Source organism: Bradyrhizobium frederickii, from assembly GCF_004570865.1.
In the GTDB taxonomy this organism is placed as follows: Bacteria; Pseudomonadota; Alphaproteobacteria; order Rhizobiales; family Xanthobacteraceae; genus Bradyrhizobium; species Bradyrhizobium frederickii.
On record NZ_SPQS01000012.1, the window covers coordinates 179,193 to 201,543 of the forward strand.

Consider the following 22,351-nt stretch of genomic DNA (forward strand, 5'->3'; position numbering starts at 1 on the left):
CACCCCAAGGCGGCGCTCAGATCCGCCGGGCGGCGGCGCCGAGCCGCGATTCGAGCCAGTCGAAGATGTATTCGTTGGCAAGGCTCGGATTGTCCGCATGGGACTGCGCCGCGCCGGTCTCGGCCGCCGTGAACACCTTCAACATCACATCCGAGCTGTCGAGCCGGGAGCTTTGGACGATCTGACGCGCCCGGTCGGCCTTGAGCCAGCCGTCCTCGCCGAGCGTGATCAGCACCGGGCAGTCGGCGCTGGAGGCCATCAGCGGCGCATGCGGCACCGGCACGATGCTGACGTCGCTCAGCGCGAATCGGCTGGCAAAGAAGGCCCGCTCGTGCAGGTCCCACAGGCCGCCGTCGCAGACCGCGGCGGCAAGCCGCGGCTCCTGCAACACCGCGCGCGCCACGAAGGAAGAGCCCCAGCCATCGGCAATGATGCCGACGCGCGCGAAATCGATGTCGCTGCGCCCCTCCAGATAGTCCATGACGCAGGGAATCGCGCCTTCGAGATCGCGGCGCCGCAACAGCGCCTCGATGTAATCGTCGCGCTGCTCGCCGAACAGATCCAGGGCCAGCAGCGAGAATCCGCGCTCGCGCGCGTGCGGCACCAGCTTGAACAGGAATTCTTCCTTGCGGTGGCCGGGCTCGCCGATGCAGATCACGGTCGGCGCTCGCACGTTGCCGGACGGCGCAGGGACGAAGTAGCCCTGCAGCGCGTGTCCCTCGAGCCAGGGAATGGTCACGACCTCGCCCGCCGGGCTGCGCGCCGAAAGGTAGCGGCGCGCGCATTCCTGCATCGCGAGCACCGCGACCCAGCGGCGCTCGTCGTCCTGCTCCAGCGGCATCGCCGCCGCGCCATAATAGTTCATGGCCCGCAGCCAGTTGCGCTGTGCGCTGGCCATGTGACCTTCCGCGAAGGCGGCCTCGGCGCGCTGCCGGTTGGCTCGCGCCAGCTTCTTCCACTCGCCATGCCAGGAGCTGTCATCGCCCCGCTTCAGCTGCCGCGCGATCATCAGGCATTCGGCGATGGTGGCGCCGCCCTCCTGGGCCGCGGTCAGCAGCCGCGCGAACTCGGCGGAGATATCCTCTCGCTCCGGGCAAAGGGTCCAGTCGTCGGAGAGGCATGCGGGCATCATCGGGAGCTACGCTCGATCATCGCGTTATCCCTGATTGATTAGACTATTTCTGTTCCCCGACCAAGACGCCGCGCGCGGCATTACAGGCGTTCAAGATCAACATCGCTTGAACGACGATCCATGACGCATGCATGACATTCCAATCCGGCATAGGCGGCCAGGGACTGGCAAGAGGTGGCGCACGAAATCTCCCGCGCACCTCTTGACATGATGGCTATCATACCCACATCGGCACGCCCCCGGCTGGCAGTCTCAGCCGAGCCGCCAGCCGACCTCCTGCGTAAAACTTTCGTAGAAGGCGCGGTCGTAAGCCTGCTCGGGCGCCGCGCGCACGCGCTCGTCCAATCGCTTGGCGTCCTCGCCGACGAGGATGCGCCAGCGCTCCGCCTTGACGCCGTCGAGAATGATCTTGGCGGCCTCGGCCGCCGTCGTCGGCGCATCCTCCAGGAAGCTGCGGGCGCGCTCGGCGAACGCCGCCTGGATGTCCTCGTCCGACATCCTGTCGGCATCCGGCACGCCGGCCGCGACCATGCGCTTGCGGGTCAGCGCGACCTCGTCGTCGCTAAGCCGCTCCGACCCGTCGGCGCTCTGCACCTTGCGCGAATTGGAGACGATGGAGGTGCCGATATGGCCCGGCATCACCACCGAGCATTTGACGTGCGGCGCGTGCAGGCGCAGGTCGTTGATCAGCGCTTCGGTGAATCCCTTCACCGCGAACTTCGCCGAGCTGTAGGCGGTGTGCGACTGGTTCATGCCGATCGAGGCCCAGAAGCCGTTGACGCTCGCGGTGTTGACGATGTGGGCCTCGTCCGCCGCCACCAGCATCGGCAGGAAGGTGCGCACGCCGAGATAGACCCCGCCCCAGCAGATGTTGAAGGTGCGCTCCCACTGCTCGCGCGTGTTGGTGAACAGGCTGCCGCCGCCGCCGATGCCGGCATTGTTGAACAGCAAATGGATTCGGTCGGTCTTGTGCTGCTCGGCGAGCTCGTCGCGAAAACGCTTCAGATGATCCTCGATCGCAATGTCCGCGACATGGGTCGTGACGCGCAGGCCCTGCGGCAGCTTCTCGGTCTCGCACAGCCGCTTGGTCTCGGCCATCGCAGCTTCCGAGACGTCGCACATCGCGACGTTGCAGCCCTCGGCGACGAGTTGCCGTGCGAGTTCGCGCCCCATTCCTGTGCCGCCGCCGGTGATGACCGCGATCTTTCCTGCAAAATCCTTCATGGGACTTTCGGCCCCTCCCTTGTCGGTATGTTTCTTCGTCGCCGCGCCGCCCGCCGGCGCGCGCAAATGTAGCAGCGCTGCATCGGCAAATGAAAGCGGATCGGCGATGCAACCTCCGGCATCAGTTATTTCGGCGCGCGGATTATCGGCCGCCTAGGTGCGATCAAGACTATTGCATCTGGCGCAGCCTCCTCCGCAGCCATCCTTCGAGACGCCCGCCGTTGGCGGGCCCTCAGGATGAGGGCAGAGTCCGCTGCGCTCGTTTCAACATGCACCGATGCCTGTCAGCCTCATCCTGATGCCCGTCAGCCTCATCTTGAGGAGACCGCTGAAAGCGGTCGTCTCGAAGGACGAGGCACTTGCGCGGTCGTCGCCAGGAAGGCACGTGACATAGCCGGGCCGTTGCGAGGGAGCGCCCGCGGCGCCGGCGTCACAGTCGGGCATAAGTGCCTGGTTCCCGTATTTGTCCGGCTTCGGTTTATGGGCAGATTTTTTACAATCCGAATCGCCAAATGGACTCCGGACGCTGGGTCGAGTCGGCCAGGCCAGCGTGTTGTTTGCGTGTCACAGGCTCTGGCACTCCGCTTGCATCATCTAGGTGGTCCAAAACGACCAATGAGGTGACAGGAATGTTCGTGACCGTCGTAGCCGTGCTCTGCCGGCTTAGCGCAGCCAGCTCAGGCAGTTGCGTCGAAGAAATCGTGACCGACAGCAACATGACGCCCGAGATTTCGATGATGCAGTGCGCGATCGGCGCACAGGCCCCCCTAGCGAAATGGATGGGCGAGCATCCGATCTATCACGCCAACTGGCGCCTCGAGCGCTTCAAATGCGTGCCGGGTCACTACGAGATCAAGGGCCACGCCTAGGCCCGTAGAACTACGAGCATCGAGGAAACGCCCCCGGAGGCGCGCTCCCTTCCCTCCGCATGGGCTCGACCGCGCCGGCCTCATTGAGTCGCTGCGCTCTGTGACAACGATCACACCTTCCCTTCACGCCACCGCGCGCATGATGATCGCACGCGCCCGTCGCCCCTCCGGCGTCGGCATCAGCGCATAATTGTGCGGCTGATCACGCATCAGAAGCAGCTCCACCGGCACGCCCACCGCCCTCGCCCGCGCCGCCAGATCGACGCTGTCGGGGTAAAGCAGATCGCGCGTTCCTGCGAAGATCGTCATCGGCGCCAGCGCGCGGAAGGCGCCGTTGAGCGGACTGACGAAGGGATGGCCGATATCGAGCGCGCCGGCATAGAGCCGCCCGGCCTCGACGATGCCCGGAATGTCCTGGATCGGATCGCGCCTGGCGAGCTCGATCTGCTCGGGACGGCTGACCGAGGCATCGGCGGCGGGCGAGATCAGCACCATCTGGTTCGGCTGCCGATGGCCGCGATCGCGCAGCCATTGGCACGCCGCAAGCGCGAGGCCCGCGCCGGCCGAGTTACCGACCAATGTGACCTTCGCGGAGCCGGCGTCCTCCAGCAGCATCCGCAACAGCTCGGCCGTGGCCGGAACGACGTCCTTCGCCGTGGCGCGCGGCGCCAGCGGATAGATCGGCACGACGCACACGACATTCGCCTTGCGCGTCATCTCGCCGATGAAGCGCCAATGCGCCGGCACGATCTCGTTGATGTAGCCGCCGCCATGCAGGAACATGACGAAGTTGCAGCCTTCATGGCCCGAGACCGGCGCCGTGTAATAGACCGGCCAGCCGCCCATCTTGGTCAGCGTCGCCTCGACGCCGCGGCCCAGCCCCGTCGGCTCGAACGAGGCGGGCTGCAAGGCGAGCTTCTGCACATGCGCCTGCACGGCTTCCGCGGACGCGAGCTGCTGCTTGTAGGGAAGCTGCCGCAGCACGATGTTGAGCAAGCGGCTCTGCAAGCTCGGCGCGGGATCGCGCCTGCGCGGCGCGCACCTGACAGGACAAAACTGCAGGGACGACACAAGTCTTGCGACGCTCATGGTCCGTTCTCCGCCTGGCTTGCGCTTCCATATGGCGACGAAGGCGCTTGCCGGAAGGCCAACACAGGCGGATATAATGCGAGCATACGCTCGCTTTTCCAACTCGCATTCGGATCGTACAGCCATGGCGCGCACGCCGCCGACAAAGCCCCGGAAAAACGCCTTGCAGGCGCGATCCCGCGCCACCGTCGACGCGCTGGTCGAGGCGACCGCTCGCATTCTGACGCGTGACGGTTTCGAGAAGGCGAGCACCAACCGCATCGCGGAAGTGGCCGGCGTCAGCGTCGGCTCGCTCTACCAATATTTCCCGAGCAAGGAGGCGCTCGTCGCCGCCGTGATCGAGCGTCACAACGAGGAGATCATGGGCATCGTCCGCACGGCACTCGCGGAGGTCGCCGACCTGCCGATCGACAAGGCCGTGCGCAAGCTCGTCACCGTCGCGATCGAAGCCCACCGCATCAATCCGAAACTGCACCGCGTGCTCGCCGAGCAGATCCCGCGCACCGGCCAGCTCAAAGACGTCGAGGCCTTCAACCGCGAGATCCACACATTAGTGCACACCTATCTCGAAAGCCGCCGCAAGGAGATGCGAAAGATCGACCTCGACGTCGCGACCTTCATCTGCGTCAGCGCGATCGAGGCGGTCACGCACAACACGGTGCTGCACGGGGCCGAGATGCTGTCGGAGAAAATGGTGCGAACGCTGGTGGAGGAGACGACAAGGTTGGTGGTGGGGTATTTGAGGTAGAGGGCGTCAATGCTCAACGCTTGCGCTGCTAAACGTGTCCGCGCCGATCGCCGGAGAAAAGCCGGCGCCCGAACTCCATTCCCAAGCCTAGTTCGCTATCGACCCTAATTTGGCATGTGCATCGTATCGTGCATAGGGTTCCCCAACCCATTGACATAGATTGGGAATCCTCCGCTGTCTTTGCCAGGAAGTGTTGCAAGCCGGCTACAGCAAATCCTGAACACAGGCGTAGCATTTGATCTGGCAGGCGGGCGAACACGTCGATTCATTGAACTCGTTAGTCTGGGGAGAAACTCACATGAAAAAGGTAATGGCGGCTGCGGCCGGAACATTGGCTCTAGCTCTGGCGGCTCCCGCCAGCGCGGCGGATCTTGCCGCGCGACCCTACACCAAGGCTCCGGCCCCTGCGGTCGCTGCCATTTACGACTGGAGCGGCTTCTACGTCGGCATCAACGGCGGCGGCGGCTCGGCCCACAAGTGCTGGGATTTCGTGACGCCGGTGACGGGCACTCTCGTGGGTGAGGGTTGCCACAATGCGACGGGCGGCACGGTCGGTGGCCAGCTGGGCTATCGCTGGCAGTCGGCCAGTTGGGTGTTTGGCCTGGAGGGCCAGGGTAACTGGGCCGACTTCAGTGGCGACAACGTAAGCTTGGTCTTCCCTGGCACAGGGCTGGTTACTGGTGATCGCAACCGTTCTCGCATCGATTCCTTCGGACTGCTCACCGGTCATGTCGGCTACGCCTGGAACAGCGTCCTGCTTTATGTGAAGGGCGGCGGCGCAGTGGTCGGCGACAAGTACGACATCTATGCCGCAGCCGGTACGCCAGGCGCTGGCACGCTTCTGGCGTCAGCCAGCGAAACGCGCTGGGGTGCCACCGTCGGCGTAGGCCTGGAGTTCGGTTTTGCGCCGAACTGGTCCGTGGGCGTCGAGTACGACCACATCTTCCTCGGCCACCGCACGCTTAACTTCACCGCGCCGACAGGCGCCTTCCTCGGAAGCGACCGGATTGGTCAGGATGTCGACATTGGTCTGGTCCGGTTGAACTATCGCTTTGGCGGCCCGCTCATCGCCAGGTACTGATTAGCTTCAATCCAGACGAATAAAGGCCGGCTCTTTGAGCCGGCCTTCTGCATTGGGAGGCTCAGATGACCAAGACTTACCGACAAGTCCCCACTTCGGAGATTGCCGCTGAACTGAACAAGGCATTTCGCTTCAGCTGAACCTCACACAATCTGCAAGGCGATCGGCCAGACGCTCAAGAATTTCAACGTCGCAGGAATCTCGAAAACAACCGGGCTGCCGCGCACTGCCGACCACCGAAGCAGCCACCCGCCGCCGATCGTCGCGCACGCGGCCCCGCCGGCGCGCGCCCTACGCCCGGTCAATCCGCCCGAGAAATGATTTGGACAAATGGTCGGAGCGGAGAGGGACCCTTCATTGAGCGGGCGCGCTGGTTGATCGATTGGAGGTTGTCGCGTAGTGTCCGGACCTCCAGAAGCAGACCTCCATGTTCAATCTCAATCCCGCCAAGAACGGAACTTCGATGGCGCTGGACGCGCTCCGCGCGCTCGCGGCGCAGGCGGTCTGCATCGGACACGGAATCTCTTTCTTCATGCCGCAGCTACGCGGCGGCGCGTTGCCTCTCCCGCAAAACGTCGGCGTGCTGCTCTTTTTCGTGCTGTCCGGATTTTTGATCAGCTATACTTTGGTCGAGAGATCTTCCAGAGACTCGCAGTACGGGTTTTCTCATTTTTTCATCGAACGCTTGGCCCGTATTTATTCGGGGCTGGTACCCTGCTTGCTCGCCATCGCCGCGATCGACGCGTTGACACTGCATTTCATCGGAGATGCGACTCTCGCTGCCAGCTACAATTTTAAGGCGTTCGTCGCCAACATCTTCATGATCGAGACGTACCGCGGTCCGCTCGAGCATTTCAGTTTCTTGCGGGCGCCAACATTCGGATCAGGCAGTCAGCTGTGGACGCTCGTCATCGAATGGCACATCTATCTCTTTGTCGCAGCACTCTTCTTCTTGGGCGCGCGGCCTCAAGCAGCGCTCCTACTCATCCCTGTCGCCCTGTTCTTTGGGCAAATCCCCATCCACTACATTTTTGGCGCGCTTCAGAATGATGGGCTCGGCCAATCTTTGTTTCTGTTGTGGCTCGGAGGCGCCTACGTCTACTTTCTCGCGCGCCGCGGTTGGCTCCCGCCTCGCAAGGTCTCGCTGGCGATCGCCGTGGCATCTGCCGCGGCCTACTTCATGATTATGCGGCCTTATGCCGAGTATCAGCCAAGAACCTATCCTCTCCTCGTTCTGTTCTTGTACGGGATCGTTGGTGCGACGCAGGCAACAAAACCTTCCAGCTCGGCCGCCATCGTGCAGACGGTTCGGTTCTTTGCCGGATACTCCTTCACGCTGTACCTGCTCCACCACACGATCATGTATCCAGCGTTCCTGCTCTGGAAGGACGGGGGATGGATCGTTTTCGGATGCACCGTCGTCCTGGCCAATGTACTCGCAGCAGTGCTCGCCTCGGTGACAGAGATGCGGCACAAGCAGCTTGCGAGCTATCTGTTTTCCGTGCAGGAGAAGTTCGCGGTAACCCCCTTGGGCAATCCGCGCTCGCACAAGTAGGCTTCCAGGTTGTCGCGAACGCGCAACTGTCGGAAGCGGGCTCGAAGCCGGCGGTCAATCCACTTGCTTTGAAAGAATTGGTCGGAGCGAGAGGATTTGAACCTCCGACCCCTAGGTCTCCCAGACTAGTGCGCCAATCGAGCTGAGCCACACTCCGAACGTCGTTCCATCAGCGTCGAAGCTATCACGAACAAGGGCTGCCATCCCCTGGCCGCACCATCATTGCTTCAACATCGTGATGGGATGATCAAGTGCGATATCCAGCGAATTGCTCACCCCTCTCGTCAGCACATCCTGTATCCGTTGCCGGCCGAGATCGGCGTGCGAGCGTCCCAGGGCATCCGCCTTGTCGCCGTCCCTGGCCCTGATGGCGGCAACCATCGCGATGTGCTCCGTCAGGATCGTATCCATGTGCTTCTGATACGCGGCCTTCGACGCGAAATGCTCCACATTGTAGGCCAGATAGGCGATGCGTAGCGCGAGCGTGAGCAGGTGGAGATAGTTGCGTTCGATCAGCTTGTTGCCGCAGGCGGCAGCGATCAGCGCGTGAAACCGCCAATTGCTTTCGTTCATCTCCTCCGCGCGTCCCGCCGCTTCATGCTGCTCGAATGCAAGCCGCTCGGCATCGATCTCGGCAAGCTGGGCATCGGTTCGGCGTAGCGCCGCCCACCTGGTGACGAGCCGCTGGGTGATATCGAGCGCCTCGAACATCTCGCGAAGGTCATCCCAGTTGAGGCTTGCGACGCTCGCGCCGCGGTTCGGCAGCAGCACCACCAGCGATTCCGAGGCGAGCCTGACGAGCGCCTCGTGCACGGGTGTTCGCGAGAGCCCCAATCTTGCCGCGAGGGCCGCCTCATCGAGCGGCGTGCCGGGCCGCAAGGTGAGCGACACGATCTCGCGCCGGAGCGCCGTATAGGCGAACTCGACGCCCTTCCCTTTGCCGGGCGGCGGAGGTGGTCTGCTGGCCATCATGAAATATCTTGCCTTGCTTTATTCATCGTGCATAAACTGTGCATGCACGGTCATTCTATCACTTGCGCCGTGCCATGCGAGGGCGACGCCGGGCCGTTTTCGCGCAAGCAAAGGATCTCGTCCATGAGCATCACTGCCCAAGGGCTCGTTGCCCGAATCGACCGGCTACCTCCCTCCCGCTTCCACATTCAAGTTCTTATCATTGCTGGACTTTCGCTGTTCTTCGACACGTTGGACACGGCCGTCACCGGCTTTGCCTTCGCAGCTTTTCGAACCGAATGGAACCTCGGCCCGCTCGCGCTCGGCGTCACCTCGGCGATCGGCCTGAGCGGCTATCTGCTCGGCTCCCTCCTCGTCGGCTTCGCCGCCGACCGGTTCGGGCGCAAGGCCGTCATGACCTGGAGCCTTGGCCTCTACTCGCTGTTCTCGGCGTCCCGCGCGCTGGCCCCCGGCATCGAGGTCTTCTGCCTGCTGAACTTCTTCACATGGATCTTCGTCGGCATGGAGAGCTGCGTGGTGCCACCTTATCTGGCAGAGCTGTGGCCCTCGCGGCTCCGCGGCCGCTTCAACGGCTGGATGATGGCGTTCTTCGCGATCGGCATCGCCCTGTCCCCGGTTTGGGCGCTCCTACTGATCCCGACAGTCGGCTGGCGCTGGACGCTCGCGCTCACCTTCCCGTTTGCACTGCTGATCGGCCTGATGCGGTCCTTCCTCCCGGAGAGCCCGCGATGGCTGATGAGCCAGGGCCGCACCGAGGAAGCCGAGCGGATCGTTGCATCGATCGAAGCGCAGGTGGCGCGATCAAACGGCGGGACTCTTCCGCCTGTTGTTGCGATCCCAGTGCCCGTCACCCGTCCGGTCAGCCGGCGCGAGATCGTCGCGCCCGCCGTCCTGCCGGTAACCATCATGCTGTGGATGGTTTGGTTCACCGAGTACGGCGTACTCTACACCTTCCAGTCCGTGCTTCCGACGTTGCTCGCCATGGACGGTTTCTCCATCGTGCGATCGACCGAGTTCACGGTGGTGATCTTTTCCGGCTTCATTCCCGGCTATATCGGCGCGGGCTACTTCCTCGATCTCGTCGGCCGGAAATACTGGCTGATGATCTGCTTCGCCGGAATCGGGATCTCCAGCACGCTGTTCGGCCTTGCCAACACGCCTGTCACGATCATGGCCTGCGCATGGTTCACCGCCTTCTTCCTCGGCAACGGGTCGACCTGCATCTACACCTATACGCCTGAGCTCTATCCGACCGAGATTCGAACGACGGCGATGGGCATGGCCTCGGCCTGGGGCCGCGTCGGCGGCATCCTTCTGCTGCTGGCGTTCGGCATCTTTGCCGTGCTGCACGGCCGGCTCGCGCTCTTCCTGGTGAGCGACGGCCTGCTGATCGCCAGCATCATCGTGGTGGCGCTGGTCGGCCCCAACACGAAAGGCAAGACGCTCGAGGCAACGTCGGCGGCGCGGGACGTCGCAGCGTCGCCGAAGGGCATCGAGGCACCGGCCGAATGACCCGTACAGCAGTGATTGCCGGGGCCGGCTATGCCGGCCTCGCCGCGGCGGCCGTGCTGGCGCGCAAGGGATGGCGCGTATCCGTGTACGAAGCCGATCCCGAGCCAAGAAGCGTCGGCGCCGGTCTCTATGTCCACGGTTTCGTCCATGATGCCCTTCGCAAGACCGGTGCCTACGACGACTTCATGCGTGGAGCATTCAAACCTGCCGCGCATTGCGTCTACATCGACGGCGCGCGGCAATCGAATGCATCCACCGACGGAAACATCGTCACCACGACCCGGGCGGCTCTTCATGTCGCGCTGATCGATGCGGCAAGACGCGCCGGCGTCAACATCGCCGGTGGATCGCGGGCCGTTGCGGCGGATCCGCGTGGCGCGTTGATCCTCGCAGACGGCACCCGGCTCGCAGCCGATCTGGTCATCGCCGCCGACGGCGTGAGATCGACCATCGCGCAAGCGCTGGACATTCCGATCACACGCGTCGCGCACCAGGACGGCATCACGCGAATCCTTCTCGATCGCGACGGACTGCGCGACGACAATTGGAACAGCATTCACGATTATTATGATTACCGGGGACGTCCGTTGCGGGTGCTCTACACGCCATGCGGCCCGGATGCCTTCTATTTCTGCCTGATGGCGCCCATCACCGATCTCGAAGCGACGTCCGTTCCGATCGCCGGTGCGCTCTGGACCGCGCGATTTCCTGATCTCGCGCCGACATTGCGGCGGGTTGGCAACGCAGGCCGCCACGACCGCTACGCAACAACGACGCTTTCGACCTGGTCGAGAGGACGCGCGGCGATCGTCGGCGATGCCGCCCATGCGATGCCCTCGAGCCTGGGGCAAGGTGCCGGCGTCAGCATCGTCAACGCCGTCGCGCTCGCCGAGGCCGTTGCGCACTCTGACGACATCGATGCCGCGCTTGGCGACTGGGAAGCCGCGATGCGCCCGATGGTCGAGGGCTGGCAGCGCCGGGTCGAGGACGTCGCAAGCCAGCGCAGCCTCAGCCGCACCGTTCGCCCGAGCGAGCAGCGGCTGATCGAACTCTCATCCGAGGATTCGAATCGCAAACACGCAAGACGAGAAGGGACCAACGCATGACGCTCGTTCCAAGCGCATCCTGGTACACAGACATCATCGCGGCCGTGGACCAGCAGCAGGCCGGCATCAGGGATCATCTCGGCCGCCCCTGGGCGCAGCATTTCGAACGCGTGGCGCTCCGCCTGATCTTCCGCAAGCCGGACGCAACCCGTGCCCATATCGAATCCGCCCTCCTGCACGATGCGATGATGGAGCGTGGCGGCGGCCGCGAGATGCTCAACGCGCTCGGCATCAGCCAGGAAGCGTGTGACATCATCGACATCACGACCCCGCCGCCGAATGCGGACTATTACCGCCGCTTCCAGGAGGTCGGCCCCGCCGAATGCGAGATCTATCTCGACTATGTCCGAAAACTCTGCGCCTCCGGCAACCCCGCCGCGATCCAGATGAAGCTCGCCGACATCACCGACACCATCGAAGCCTGCCGCACCGGATTGACGCCGCTGCTGATCGATCAATTCGTCAATCGCTACGAGCCGAGCCGGAAGCTGCTGGAGCAGGCGCTGGGGTCGGAGCTGGGCTGACGGGGAGCGTCGCCGCTCGTGGCCGGGTGCGACGGTTGCCGCAAGGAGATGCGCGAGACCTTCGGGACTGGCAGCCTTCAAAGGCGTTAGCGCGGTCGAGGCGGTGGCGTCCTGACCCACGCTGCATGATGACACCATACCCCTGTTTTGCCCGACGGGTCAAGTCGATTTCGGAAAAACATCAATCAACATCGAAAAGCATTATCCAGCAACGGCATCGCTAATGTGCATGGGGTTGTTTTCGGCATTTTAGTCTGCCGGCCACCACAGCAGCCACCGCCACGACCGTCGCACATGCGTCAGCGCCGGCACGGGCTCTATCCCGACCGTCCAACCACCCGACAAATGCTTTGAGAAAAATTGGTCGGAGCGAGAGGATTTGAACCTCCGACCCCTAGTCTCCCAGACTAGTGCGCTAACCGGGCTGCGCCACGCTCCGAACGTCGTTCCATTAGCTAGGATCGGCGCGATGTGCAAGGCGAGGCCGCAGCATTTTGCCGTTCCTGCCCCACAGGCTCGGAACTGGCCGCAAGCGGTCCGAATACCGCCCCTCACCCGTCCTTCAGCGCCTGATCCAGCATCTCCTTGGCTGCGACGAGGTCGGCGAGCGCCCGGCCGAGCCGTTCGCGGTCCAGCGCGCTGGGGCCGGCGGGCGCGGCGGGGGTGACGCCCTTGCGGAAGGTGGTGAGGATCTCTTCGTCGTCGACCTCGGTGAAGCGGAAGTCGATGCCTTCCTCTTCGTCGCCCTGGTAGTCGTCGTCGTCGGTGTCGGTGACGCCCTTGATCGGCGCCTCCTCGTCCTCGGGCTCCATCAGGCTGGCGCCGATGGCGTCCTCGATGGCGCCGAACGAGACCGCGGCAGCGCTGTCGGCGAGCCCCTGCACCGATTTGACGCCGTGCTCTTTCAGGATCCGCTGCACCCCGCGGATGGTGTAGCCCTCGCCGTAGAGCAGCCGGCGGATGCCCTTGAGCAGGTCGACGTCGTCGGGGCGGTAATAGCGGCGGCCGCCGCTGCGCTTCATCGGCTTGATCTGGGAGAACCGGGTCTCCCAGAACCGCAGCACGTGCTGCGGGATGTCGAGCTCCTGCGCTACTTCGCTGATGGTTCGGAACGCATCCGGCGCCTTGTCCAAATGCCAGTCCTTTCCGAAAGGCGGTTACGCCTCGGGTTGTGCCTTGCTGCCGTCGCCGTTGGTCCGATGCTGGGCGTTGATCCGCTGCTTCAGGATCGCCGACGGCTTGAACACCATGACGCGGCGCGGCGAGATCGGCACTTCGGTGCCGGTTTTCGGATTACGGCCGATGCGCTGACCCTTCTTGCGCACCATGAACGACCCGAACGAGGACAATTTCACCGTCTCGCCCTTCTCCAGGCAGTCGGTGATCTCCTTCAGCACGAGTTCCACGAAGGCGGACGATTCCGTGCGCGACAGGCCCACCTTCTGGTAGACGGCTTCGCACAGGTCGACTCGCGTTACGGTTTTACTTTGATCGGTCATCGCCCTGCCCCACATCACGGCGAACAATTGTTGTCTGAAATTATGAGGTTACGATACAGCGGTCAACAGCGCTCATCAATGCACGCGCATCGATAATCCCAGCTGATTCCGGCAAAATTTTACCGAGTGTGGCTCTACCAGCGCACCAGCGCGGAGCCCCAGGTGAAGCCGCCGCCCATCGCTTCCAGCAGCACCAGGTCGCCCTTCTTGATGCGGCCGTCCTTGCGGGCCACCGACAGCGCCAGCGGAATCGAGGCGGCCGAGGTGTTGCCGTGACGGTCCACAGTCAGCACCACCTTCTCCGGCGCGATATGCAGCTTGTGGGCGGAGGCGTCGATGATTCGCTTGTTGGCCTGGTGCGGCACGAACCAGTCGATGCTGTCGGCATCGAGCCCGGTCGCCTGGAAGGCATCGACGATGACGTCGGTGATCATGCCGACCGCATGCTTGAAGACCTCGCGGCCCTCCATGCGCAGATGGCCGACGGTCTGGGTCGAGGACGGGCCGCCGTCGACGAACAGCTTTGCCTTGTGGCGGCCGTCGGAGCGCAGATGCGTGGTCACGACGCCGCGGTCGGTGGCGGCATTGCCGGGCTGCTCCTGCGCCTCCAGCACGACCGCGCCGGCACCGTCGCCGAACAGCACGCAGGTGCCGCGGTCGTTCCAGTCGAGGATGCGCGAGAAGGTCTCGGCGCCGATCACCAGCGCGCGCTTGAAGGCGCCGGTGCGCAGGAAATTGTCGGCGGTGGCGAGCGCGAACACGAAGCCCGAGCAAACCGCCTGGAGGTCGAAGGCCGCGCCGTGGTTGATGCCGAGCGCGTTCTGCACGGCGACGGCGGTGGCGGGAAAGGTGTTGTCCGGCGTCGAGGTCGCCAGCACGATGAGGTCGATCGACTGCGCATCCAGGCCGGCATCGCTGAGCGCGGCCTGCGCCGCCTTGATGGCCAGATGCGAGGTGAACTCGCCCTCGGCCGCGATGCGCCGCTCGCGAATGCCGGTGCGCTGCACGATCCACTCGTCGGAGGTGTCGATGCGCGCCGCCAATTGGGCGTTGGTCACCACCTGCTCCGGCAGATAGGAGCCGCAGCCGAGCACGACCGAACGAATTTGAGTCACGAAACAGCCTCCTGCGCGGCCTGCACCGAATTGAGTGCACCACCCTCGCGGTTGAGCATCTGATTGATCTTGTTCAGGAGATCGTAGTGAGCCATCTCATAGCCAACATCGATCGCATAGGCAAAGCCTTCGGCGCTGGTTCCGCCGTGGCTTTTGACAACCAGTCCGTTCAGACCCAGGAACACGCCGCCATTGGACTTGTTCGGATCCATCTTGTCGCGCAGGGCCTGGAAGGCGCTGCGGGCAAAGAGATAGCCGAGCTTGGACAGCCAGCTCCGCTTCATCTCGTCGCGGAGTAATTCGGCCATCTGCCTGGCGGTTCCCTCGGCGGCCTTGAGCGCGATGTTGCCGCTGAAACCTTCGGTGACGATGACGTCGGCCAGCCCCTTGCCGATGCCGTCACCCTCGACGAAACCGATATAGTCGAGCTCCGGCAGGTTCCTGGCACGCAGGATTTCCCCGGCCTCGCGGATTTCCTCGTGCCCCTTGATCTCCTCGGTTCCGATATTGAGCAGCCCGACCGTGGGCCGCTTCTTGTCGAACAGCACGCTCGCCATCGCGGCGCCCATCAGTGCGAGCGCCACCAGATGGTGCGCGTCGCCACCGATGGTGGCGCCGAGGTCGAGCACGGCGGACTCGCCGCGCCTGGTCGGCCAGATCCCCGTAATCGCCGGGCGATCGATCCCCTTCAGCGTGCGCAGGTGGAAGCGCGACATCGCCATCAGCGCGCCGGTATTGCCGGCGGAGACCGCGACATCCGCCTCTCCCTTCTTCACCGCGTCGATGGCAAGCCACATCGAGGACGTCTTGCGGCCGCGCCGCAGCGCCTGGCTCGGCTTGTCCGACCCGCTGACGGCCACGTCGGTGTGGATGATCTTCGAGGCGGCCTTGAGCTGGGGGTGCCGGTCGAGCTCGGGCTCGATCCTGGCGCGGTCGCCGACCAGCAGGAATTCGGTGTCGCGATGCCTGCCAAGCGAGATGGCCGCGCCCGGAATGACCACGGCGGCGCCGCCGTCGCCCCCCATGGCGTCAAGCGCAATGCGAACCTTGCTTGGCATAAAAGTCCTGGAAAACCTGGTCTGGTGCGGTCCTGAACGAGCGGGGCCGCGGATGGGTTCGCCACGGACATGGCGACCGGTCAGGCGCCACGCCGCGCCCCGACCGGGGCGCGACAATAGCGTTTTGTTATCCCGAAACAACCTCTTGCCCCCAGCCTTTTGCTTTCTGGGCGATCCGGTTGAGAAACCCCGGAATTCGCAAGAAACAGATTGAGATCAGCTAGATAAGAGGTTCTTTGAAACCATCCCGGCAAATGCCTCGCGCACCCTCGCAGGGCGATCCGACATGGAAAGACCCACCTATTGGCCTTTCTTCTTGTCCTGCAGCGCCTTCAATGCGGCGAACGGATGGTCCTCCGGATCGAGGGCGGTGACGTCCGCCTCGAACACGGCCCCCTCCTTGCGCGGATAAGGGTCGATGGCGAGGAACAGGGCATCGGTGGCGACCCGGCCGAGATCGATGATGCCACCCATGATCGCCTCCGGCGGATCGGCGACCTCAGGCGCCTCCGAGTCGTCCTCGCCCTCCTCGATCAGCTCGGCAAGGCGCCGCGCCTCGGGCTCGGGGGCGAACATCAGATCAATCTCCTCCTCTATCTCGCTCTCGATCGGATCCAGCGTGACCACGCAGATCTGGCCGACCCTGGCCCGGACGGTGCCGGTCACCTGAACCCGGCCGCCGCTCCTGGGCACCACGTCGAGGTCGGCGCTGGCGGACAGGACCTCCCGTACGCCGCCGACCTCCGCGATGGCCTGCCGCTCGCCGGCCGAGGCCTCGAGCTTGCGATGCAGGCCGGTGTCGGGGATCTGGGCAACGATGACAGGTGCCCGCCAAGGATCGGGCTGGGATCCGGTCGCAGGTCGGCTCATGGCGTGACATCCTCGGGAAGCGCTGGGGGAAACCGAAACGAGGCCCGCAACAGCGCAGCCTCGTCGGCCCGGCCGAGAGCGGCCTCGCTGGCCCGGGCATAGGCCGCGAGCCGCTCCGCCTGGTCCAAGCCGGTCCCGTTCAAGATATTCTTGCAGATCGCTTCCGCCAGGGCCTTGCCGCCGGCCTCCATGGCCTGGTCATAGGCCTGGACGCGGCCGTAAAAGGCCTCGCCGAAGGCTCGCATCCGCTTCGGCACGGTCTGGTCGCCCACCCCCATCTCGCGCAGATTGTCGTCCATGTCCTCGCAGAATCGGTCGAACAGCGCCTGCGACAGCTCGGTGGCGCTTTGAACCGTGCGCAGGCGTTGCAGCAGCAGCCACAGATGCAGCAGCAACAGGTCGAAACGTCCGTTAACCGTATCGGGCACGGCCAAGTCGCGGTAAAATATGGGTTCTCGCGCCTGCGTCACGATCATGCCATAGATGGCTTCAATGGTGTCCGGCGGGGTTAGCCGGGGTTTCCTGAAGTGATTGAACGGCCAAAGCATTGTGGTTTCCGCAAGCGGGCGCGCGCGTGTTGCATTCAGAGCCTCCGCCCGGTACTTCAGCGCCTCGCGCGACGCAAGGGGACGGAATCAGTTCCGCTATGACGACAACGAACCAGACCAGCCTGCGCGCGACCACGCGGCGCGGCCTCCATGCACGCTGGCGCGTCTTGCGCATGCTCGCCGCCGCGACCCTGGTCGGCGCCGCGCTCGCGGGCTGCACCGGCGAGCAATTCCAGAAGGGTTACATCCTGCCGCCCGGCGCGCTGGAGCAGATTCCGATCGGCGCGAGCCAGGATCAGGTGCTGATCGTGATGGGCACGCCCTCCACCGTCGCCACTCTCGACGGCGAAGTCTTCTACTACATCTCGCAGCGCTCGGAGCGCCCGGTCGCTTTCATGAACCAGAAGGTGGTCGACCAGCGCGTGATCGCGGTCTATTTCGACAAGAACCGGCGCGTGCGGCGGCTGGCGAATTACGGCCTGCAGGACGGCAAGATCTTCGACTTCATCAGCCGCACCACGCCGACGTCGGGTCAGGAGATGAGCTACCTCACGCCGCTGTTCAAGCTGCTCAGCTTCAACTGAGTCTCGAAGGCGTTTTCCAGCGGCGTCGGGGACCGGCTCGCCTCAAGAAAACGCTGCAAGAGCTGCAAGACAAGTATCTGGAGCGCCTTCCAATTCCGCCCGAAGGTAAATCGCCCTCGCCTGCGGCGTCGTGCCGCCCTCGGTGCGGCACTTGCCCTCGCGCGCGACTTGCCGTCGCATCTGCGGTTCCCTACGCTCCCTGCAAAGAAAGAAGCAGGGAGTGGATTCGTGCCTAAAATTTTGTCCCGACGTCGCGTGCTTACCGCTGCTGCCGGCCTTTCGGCCGCAGCGATCCTGCCGCGATCGAGCCTTGCGGACTGGAAGCCGACCGAGAACGTCCGTCTGGTCGTGCCGGCCGCAGCCGGCGGCTCGACCGACGTGATGGGCCGGCTTCTGGCCGCGCATCTGCAGAACGCATGGGGCCAGTCGGCCGTCGTGGAAAACCGCTCCGGTGGCGGCGGCACCATCGGCACGGCCGAGGTGGTCCGCGCCAAGCCTGACGGCCACACCATCCTGGTCGGCAATCCGGGCCCGAACGCGATCGCCTACAGCATCTTCAAGAATCTCACCTACAAGCCAGACCAGCTTCAGCCGGTGACCAACATGATCCGGATCCCGAACATCGTGTCGGCGCATCCGAAGACCGGCATCAAGTCGATCCCCGAGCTGATCGCCTATCTCAAGGCCAATCCGGACAAGCTCAGCTACGCCTCCTCCGGCGTCGGCCAGAGCCCTCATCTCACCGGCGCCTGGTTTCTCCAGCTCACCGGCCTGAAGATGACGCACATTCCGTTCCGCGGCGCCGGCCCCGCGCTCCAGGCCGCGCTTGCGGGCGACATCCAGATCCTGTTCGACAATCTCTACCCGACCCTGCCGCAGGTGCAGAGCGGCACGCTCAACGGCCTCTGCGTCACCACGACCGAGCGCAGCGAGCTCGCGCCGAACCTGCCGACCATGCGCGAGAGCGCGCCGGAACTGGCAAATTTCGACGTATCGTCCTGGTTCGCGGTGTTCCTGCCGAAGGGCGTCTCGCCGGAGGTGCTGAACGCGCTCAATCTTCAGATCAAGGCGATGCTCGAGCGCGACGACGTCAAGAAGCAGATCGCCGCCATGGGCGCCCGCGCCGACTACGGCACGCCGCAGCAATTCGCCGCCTTCGTGGACGCCGAGACGAAGAAGTTCGCCGGCATCATCCAGAAGGAAGGGCTGCAGATGGACGTGCAGTAATCGATCGCGCTCACGCTGTCATTCCCCGCGAAGGCGGGGAATCCAGTACGCCGCGACTTATCCGTATCCCACGATGACCTCTGGAATACTGGATCGCCCGCCTGCGCGTGCGATGACAGTGAGATTGAGGAGACATCAAAAACCCGCGGCTCGCACCGCGGGGTTCTGTTTTGCAGACTTGGCGCCCTCAGTGCGCCAGAACCGCCAGCAGCAGCAAGGCCACGATGTTCGTGATCTTGATCATCGGATTCACCGCAGGTCCGGCCGTATCCTTGTAGGGATCGCCGACGGTGTCGCCGGTCACCGCCGACTTGTGGGCATCGGAGCCCTTGCCGCCGAAATGACCGTCCTCGATGTACTTCTTGGCGTTGTCCCAGGCGCCGCCGCCCGAGGTCATGGAGATCGCGACGAACAGGCCCGTCACGATGACGCCGAGCAGCATGGCGCCGACCGCGGAGAACGCCGCCGACTTGCCGGCCGCGCCGCCGCCCGCGATCAGGTAGATCACGAAGTAGACGACGATCGGCGACAGCACCGGGAGCAGCGAGGGGATGATCATCTCCTTGATCGCCGCCTTGGTCAGCAGGTCGACCGCCTTGCCGTAGTCAGGCTTGTCGGTGCCCTGCATGATGCCCGGCTTCTCGCGGAATTGGCGCCGGACCTCCTCGACGATCGCGCTGGCGGCACGCCCCACGGCGGTCATGCCCATCGCGCCGAACAGATAGGGCAACAGGCCGCCGAACAACAGGCCCACCACCACATAGGGGTTGTTGAGCGAGAAGTCCGGATTGACGCCGGCGAAGTAGGGATGCTGCGCGGAGCGGGCAACGAAGAACTTGAGGTCCTCGTTGTAGGCCGCGAACAGCACGAGAGCACCAAGACCGGCCGAGCCGATCGCGTAACCCTTGGTCACCGCCTTGGTGGTGTTGCCGACCGCATCGAGCGCGTCGGTCGATTTGCGCACCTCCTTGGGCAGTCCGGCCATCTCGGCAATGCCGCCGGCATTGTCGGTGACGGGGCCGAAGGCGTCGAGGGCGACGATCATGCCGGCGAGCGCCAGCATGGTGGCAGTCGCGATCGCGATGCCGAACAGCCCGGCGAGGCTGTAGGTCACCAGGATGCCGGCGATGATGACAATCGCGGGCAGCGCGGTCGCTTCCATGGAGATGGCAAGGCCCTGGATCACGTTGGTGCCGTGGCCGGTGACCGAGGCTTGCGCGATCGACTTCACCGGACGGTAGTCGGTGCCCGTGTAGTATTCGGTGATCCAGATGATCAGCGCGGTGACGACGAGGCCGACCACGCCGCACTCGAACAACGCCATGCCGGTGTAGCTGACGCCCTCGAGCTTGCCGAAGCCGATCAGATAGTAGATCACCAGCGCGATGCCGATCAGCGACAGCACGCCGGTTGCGATCAGGCCCTTGTAGAGCGCGCCCATGATCGACTGGCTCGGCCCGAGCTTGACGAAGAAGGTGCCGATGATCGAGGTGATGATGCAGATGCCGCCGATGGCGAGCGGCAGCGTCATCATGTTGGCGAGGATCGGCGTCTTGGCGAAGTAGATCGCCGCCAAGACCATGGTGGCGACCGCGGTCACCGCATAGGTCTCGAACAGGTCGGCGGCCATGCCGGCGCAGTCGCCGACATTGTCGCCGACATTGTCGGCGATGGTCGCCGGATTGCGCGGATCGTCCTCGGGAATGCCGGCCTCGACCTTGCCGACGAGATCGCCGCCGACGTCCGCACCCTTGGTGAAGATGCCGCCGCCGAGACGGGCGAAGATCGAGATCAGCGAGGCGCCGAAGCCGAGCGCCACCAGGGCGTCGACGACGACGCGGCTGTCAGGCGCGAGCTTCAGCGAATGGACCAGGAAGGCAAAATAAAGCGTCACCCCCAACAATGCGAGACCCGCGACCAGAAGGCCGGTGATCGCGCCCGCCTTGAAGGCGAGCTCGAGGCCGCCGGCGAGCGACGTCGTCGCGGCCTGGGCCGTACGCACATTGGCGCGGACCGAGACGTTCATGCCGATGAAGCCGGCCGCTCCCGACAGGATGGCGCCGATGGCAAAACCAATCGCGACATAGAGACCGAGGAAATAGGCAAGCAGCACGAAGATGACGATGCCGACGATACCGATCGTGGTGTACTGGCGCCGCAGATAGGCCTGTGCGCCTTCACGCACCGCCCCTGCGATCTCCTGCATGCGCGGCGACCCCGCATCCGCGCTTAACACCGAAGACGTCGCCCAAATCGCGTAGACGACGGAAAGCACTCCGCAGAGCACTATCAACCATAATGCTGTCATGTGATGTTTGCCTCAGATCCTTGATGTACCCCCGGCGCCTCTTGTTGTCCGTTGTACGGTGCGGCGCCTTGATTTCGAACAAAGCCGCCCCTTGCCCAAAAGGGGCGGCCTCAGTCGGCCGCGAGCTTGCCAAAATCATATTGAGGGTGCAACGCCGGATAAGGCCGAAAGCGCCGATCTCGGCAGGTATTTAGAACCAAGTGCTGAGAACCAGGATGCCGCTTTGGAGCGATTCCTAGAAGTGGCTGTAGGACAGCCGCGTCAAAGCCAGTTCCTGGCCGTGCCCGTCGAGGAAGCGCGGCCTCTCCTTCCCCGCCACGATGGTGCCGATCGCCGCGACGGCAAGGCCGGCCGCCCGCCCCGCGGCGATCAGCGCGTCGGCTTGCGCCGGCGGGGCCGTGCACAGCACCTCGTAATCGTCGCCTCCCGCGAGCAGTGTCTCGATGCCAACGACGTTGCGGGCGACCAGGCTTGCTGCCGCGGCCGAGAGCGGCACGCTTGCCACCTCGACACTGGCTGAGACCCCGGACGCCGCGCAGAGCTTCACCAGATCGCCGGCGAGCCCGTCGGAGACATCCATCGCCGCGCTCGCATGATCGCGCACGGCCGGTGCCAGCACATTGCGCGGCTGCGGCACGCGATAGCGCGCGACCAGGGCCTCCTTCGCGGCGGGACTGCTCGCGAGCGCCATGGCAGCAGCGCCGCCCTTGAGCACGTCGAGGCCGAGCGCCGCATCGCCGATCGTGCCCGTCACCAGGATGCGATCGCCCGGCCTCGCGCCGGTACGGCCGACCATCCGCCCCTGCGGGATGCGGCCAAAGGCCGTGATCGAGATCATCTGCGGGCCCGGCGTCGAGACCGTGTCGCCGCCGAGCAGCGGACAAGCGAATTCTCTTGCGTCTTCGCCCAGCGCGTCCGCAAACGGCCGCAGCCAGGCATCCTCCTTGCTGCGCAGCGCCAGCGTCAGCACGAAGCCGGCCGGCATCGCGCCCTTGGCGGCGAGATCGGACAGGTTCACCCGCAACGCCTTGCGCGCGATGGTGTCAGGCGGATCGCTGGCAAGATAGTGCACGCCCTCGACGACGGCGTCGGTGGTGACGACGATATCGTCGCCGGACGACGACAGCACCGCAGCGTCATCGACCAGCCCGAACGCACCGGGATCGGTCGCCAGCGGCTTGAAATAGCGCGCGATGAGGGAATCTTCGGCGGAGGCTTCGTATTTGTCCTGCGTCAAGATAGCAGATCCGTCATCCTGAGGTGCGAGCCCTTGCGAGCCTCGAAGGATGCACGGCCGAGGTGCGGCCTCAGCGGCACGCCGCCGCCCTTC

21 protein-coding genes and 2 tRNA genes are annotated in these 22,351 nt (G+C 64.5%); 9 read left to right on the top strand and 14 right to left on the bottom strand.

The annotated features are described in order from the left end of the window. Positions 1 to 16: 16 nt before the first annotated feature. Complete coding sequence (locus E4K64_RS22095) at positions 17 to 1,132, bottom strand: alpha/beta hydrolase family protein (RefSeq protein WP_135165412.1); 1,116 nt, start codon at positions 1,130 to 1,132, stop codon at positions 17 to 19. 252 nt (positions 1,133 to 1,384) lie between these two features. Further along, positions 1,385 to 2,356 (bottom strand): SDR family NAD(P)-dependent oxidoreductase, encoded by a 972-nt coding sequence (locus E4K64_RS22100; RefSeq protein WP_135165413.1) that lies wholly within the window; start codon positions 2,354 to 2,356, stop codon positions 1,385 to 1,387. A gap of 629 nt (positions 2,357 to 2,985) precedes the next feature. On the opposite strand from E4K64_RS22100, the gene E4K64_RS22105 reads away from it, so the two are divergent. Further along, on the top strand, positions 2,986 to 3,225 hold the full coding sequence (locus E4K64_RS22105; protein WP_126258496.1) for a hypothetical protein: 240 nt from the start codon (positions 2,986 to 2,988) through the stop codon (positions 3,223 to 3,225). A 123-nt stretch (positions 3,226 to 3,348) separates the two neighbouring features. Here E4K64_RS22105 and E4K64_RS22110 read toward each other — a convergent pair whose 3' ends face one another. Then, complete coding sequence (locus tag E4K64_RS22110; RefSeq protein WP_135165414.1) at positions 3,349 to 4,314, bottom strand: alpha/beta fold hydrolase; 966 nt, start codon at positions 4,312 to 4,314, stop codon at positions 3,349 to 3,351. 163 nt (positions 4,315 to 4,477) lie between these two features. Between E4K64_RS22110 and E4K64_RS22115 the strand changes: the two genes are divergently transcribed. From E4K64_RS22115 to E4K64_RS22125, 3 genes are all read left to right on the top strand, one after another. Next, the gene (locus E4K64_RS22115) at positions 4,478 to 5,062 is read left to right on the top strand and encodes a TetR/AcrR family transcriptional regulator (protein ID WP_235884743.1); all 585 of its coding nucleotides are present in this window, start codon (positions 4,478 to 4,480) and stop codon (positions 5,060 to 5,062) included. A 298-nt stretch (positions 5,063 to 5,360) separates the two neighbouring features. Beyond that, entirely contained in the window at positions 5,361 to 6,143 is a 783-nt protein-coding gene (locus E4K64_RS22120) for an outer membrane protein (protein WP_135165416.1), read from the top strand. A gap of 427 nt (positions 6,144 to 6,570) precedes the next feature. Continuing rightward, complete coding sequence (locus E4K64_RS22125; protein ID WP_135165417.1) at positions 6,571 to 7,698, top strand: acyltransferase family protein; 1,128 nt, start codon at positions 6,571 to 6,573, stop codon at positions 7,696 to 7,698. A gap of 78 nt (positions 7,699 to 7,776) precedes the next feature. Here E4K64_RS22125 and E4K64_RS22130 read toward each other — a convergent pair. After that, a tRNA-Pro gene (locus E4K64_RS22130) sits at positions 7,777 to 7,855 on the bottom strand. Positions 7,856 to 7,917: 62 nt separating this feature from the next. Continuing rightward, the gene (locus tag E4K64_RS22135) at positions 7,918 to 8,670 is read right to left on the bottom strand and encodes a GntR family transcriptional regulator (protein WP_135165418.1); all 753 of its coding nucleotides are present in this window, start codon (positions 8,668 to 8,670) and stop codon (positions 7,918 to 7,920) included. 123 nt (positions 8,671 to 8,793) lie between these two features. Between E4K64_RS22135 and E4K64_RS22140 the strand changes: the two genes are divergently transcribed. The 3 genes from E4K64_RS22140 to E4K64_RS22150 are packed head-to-tail and all read left to right on the top strand — an operon-like array spanning position 8,794 to position 11,812. Continuing rightward, the gene (locus E4K64_RS22140) at positions 8,794 to 10,182 is read left to right on the top strand and encodes an MFS transporter (RefSeq protein WP_135165419.1); all 1,389 of its coding nucleotides are present in this window, start codon (positions 8,794 to 8,796) and stop codon (positions 10,180 to 10,182) included. Further along, on the top strand, positions 10,179 to 11,288 hold the full coding sequence (locus tag E4K64_RS22145; protein ID WP_135165420.1) for an FAD-dependent oxidoreductase: 1,110 nt from the start codon (positions 10,179 to 10,181) through the stop codon (positions 11,286 to 11,288). The genes E4K64_RS22140 and E4K64_RS22145 overlap by 4 nt, the downstream gene beginning before the upstream one ends. Continuing rightward, complete coding sequence (locus E4K64_RS22150; protein WP_126258503.1) at positions 11,285 to 11,812, top strand: hypothetical protein; 528 nt, start codon at positions 11,285 to 11,287, stop codon at positions 11,810 to 11,812. Before E4K64_RS22145 ends, E4K64_RS22150 begins: the two co-directional genes overlap by 4 nt. Before the next feature lie 361 nt (positions 11,813 to 12,173). Here the strand turns inward: E4K64_RS22150 and E4K64_RS22155 are convergent. From E4K64_RS22155 to E4K64_RS22185, 7 genes are all read right to left on the bottom strand, one after another. Next, a tRNA-Pro gene (locus E4K64_RS22155) sits at positions 12,174 to 12,251 on the bottom strand. Between the two features lie 112 nt (positions 12,252 to 12,363). Beyond that, a complete protein-coding gene (locus tag E4K64_RS22160) occupies positions 12,364 to 12,945 on the bottom strand; it encodes a MerR family transcriptional regulator (RefSeq protein WP_126258504.1) in 582 nt (193 codons plus the stop codon). Between the two features lie 24 nt (positions 12,946 to 12,969). Next, positions 12,970 to 13,311, bottom strand: coding sequence for an integration host factor subunit alpha (locus tag E4K64_RS22165; RefSeq protein ID WP_205680496.1), 342 nt, complete (start codon positions 13,309 to 13,311; stop codon positions 12,970 to 12,972). A 134-nt stretch (positions 13,312 to 13,445) separates the two neighbouring features. Then, positions 13,446 to 14,426 (bottom strand): beta-ketoacyl-ACP synthase III, encoded by a 981-nt coding sequence (locus tag E4K64_RS22170; protein ID WP_135165421.1) that lies wholly within the window; start codon positions 14,424 to 14,426, stop codon positions 13,446 to 13,448. Beyond that, on the bottom strand, positions 14,423 to 15,484 hold the full coding sequence (gene plsX / locus E4K64_RS22175) for a phosphate acyltransferase PlsX (RefSeq protein WP_135165422.1): 1,062 nt from the start codon (positions 15,482 to 15,484) through the stop codon (positions 14,423 to 14,425). Before plsX ends, E4K64_RS22170 begins: the two co-directional genes overlap by 4 nt. Before the next feature lie 300 nt (positions 15,485 to 15,784). After that, positions 15,785 to 16,354 (bottom strand): YceD family protein, encoded by a 570-nt coding sequence (locus E4K64_RS22180; RefSeq protein WP_135165423.1) that lies wholly within the window; start codon positions 16,352 to 16,354, stop codon positions 15,785 to 15,787. Next, a complete protein-coding gene (locus E4K64_RS22185; RefSeq protein WP_135165424.1) occupies positions 16,351 to 16,902 on the bottom strand; it encodes a ubiquinol-cytochrome C chaperone family protein in 552 nt (183 codons plus the stop codon). Before E4K64_RS22185 ends, E4K64_RS22180 begins: the two co-directional genes overlap by 4 nt. Positions 16,903 to 17,000: 98 nt before the next feature. Between E4K64_RS22185 and E4K64_RS22190 the strand changes: the two genes are divergently transcribed. Next, complete coding sequence (locus tag E4K64_RS22190; RefSeq protein WP_167772183.1) at positions 17,001 to 17,486, top strand: outer membrane protein assembly factor BamE; 486 nt, start codon at positions 17,001 to 17,003, stop codon at positions 17,484 to 17,486. Positions 17,487 to 17,714: 228 nt separating this feature from the next. Continuing rightward, on the top strand, positions 17,715 to 18,713 hold the full coding sequence (locus E4K64_RS22195; protein WP_135165426.1) for a Bug family tripartite tricarboxylate transporter substrate binding protein: 999 nt from the start codon (positions 17,715 to 17,717) through the stop codon (positions 18,711 to 18,713). A gap of 187 nt (positions 18,714 to 18,900) precedes the next feature. On the opposite strand, the gene E4K64_RS22200 is transcribed toward E4K64_RS22195, so the two are convergent. Together E4K64_RS22200 and thiL are read right to left on the bottom strand one after the other, a co-directional pair. Continuing rightward, on the bottom strand, positions 18,901 to 21,021 hold the full coding sequence (locus E4K64_RS22200; RefSeq protein WP_126258511.1) for a sodium-translocating pyrophosphatase: 2,121 nt from the start codon (positions 21,019 to 21,021) through the stop codon (positions 18,901 to 18,903). Between the two features lie 235 nt (positions 21,022 to 21,256). Beyond that, a complete protein-coding gene (thiL, locus tag E4K64_RS22205; RefSeq protein WP_135165427.1) occupies positions 21,257 to 22,258 on the bottom strand; it encodes a thiamine-phosphate kinase in 1,002 nt (333 codons plus the stop codon). Between the last annotated feature and the right edge of the window lie 93 nt (positions 22,259 to 22,351).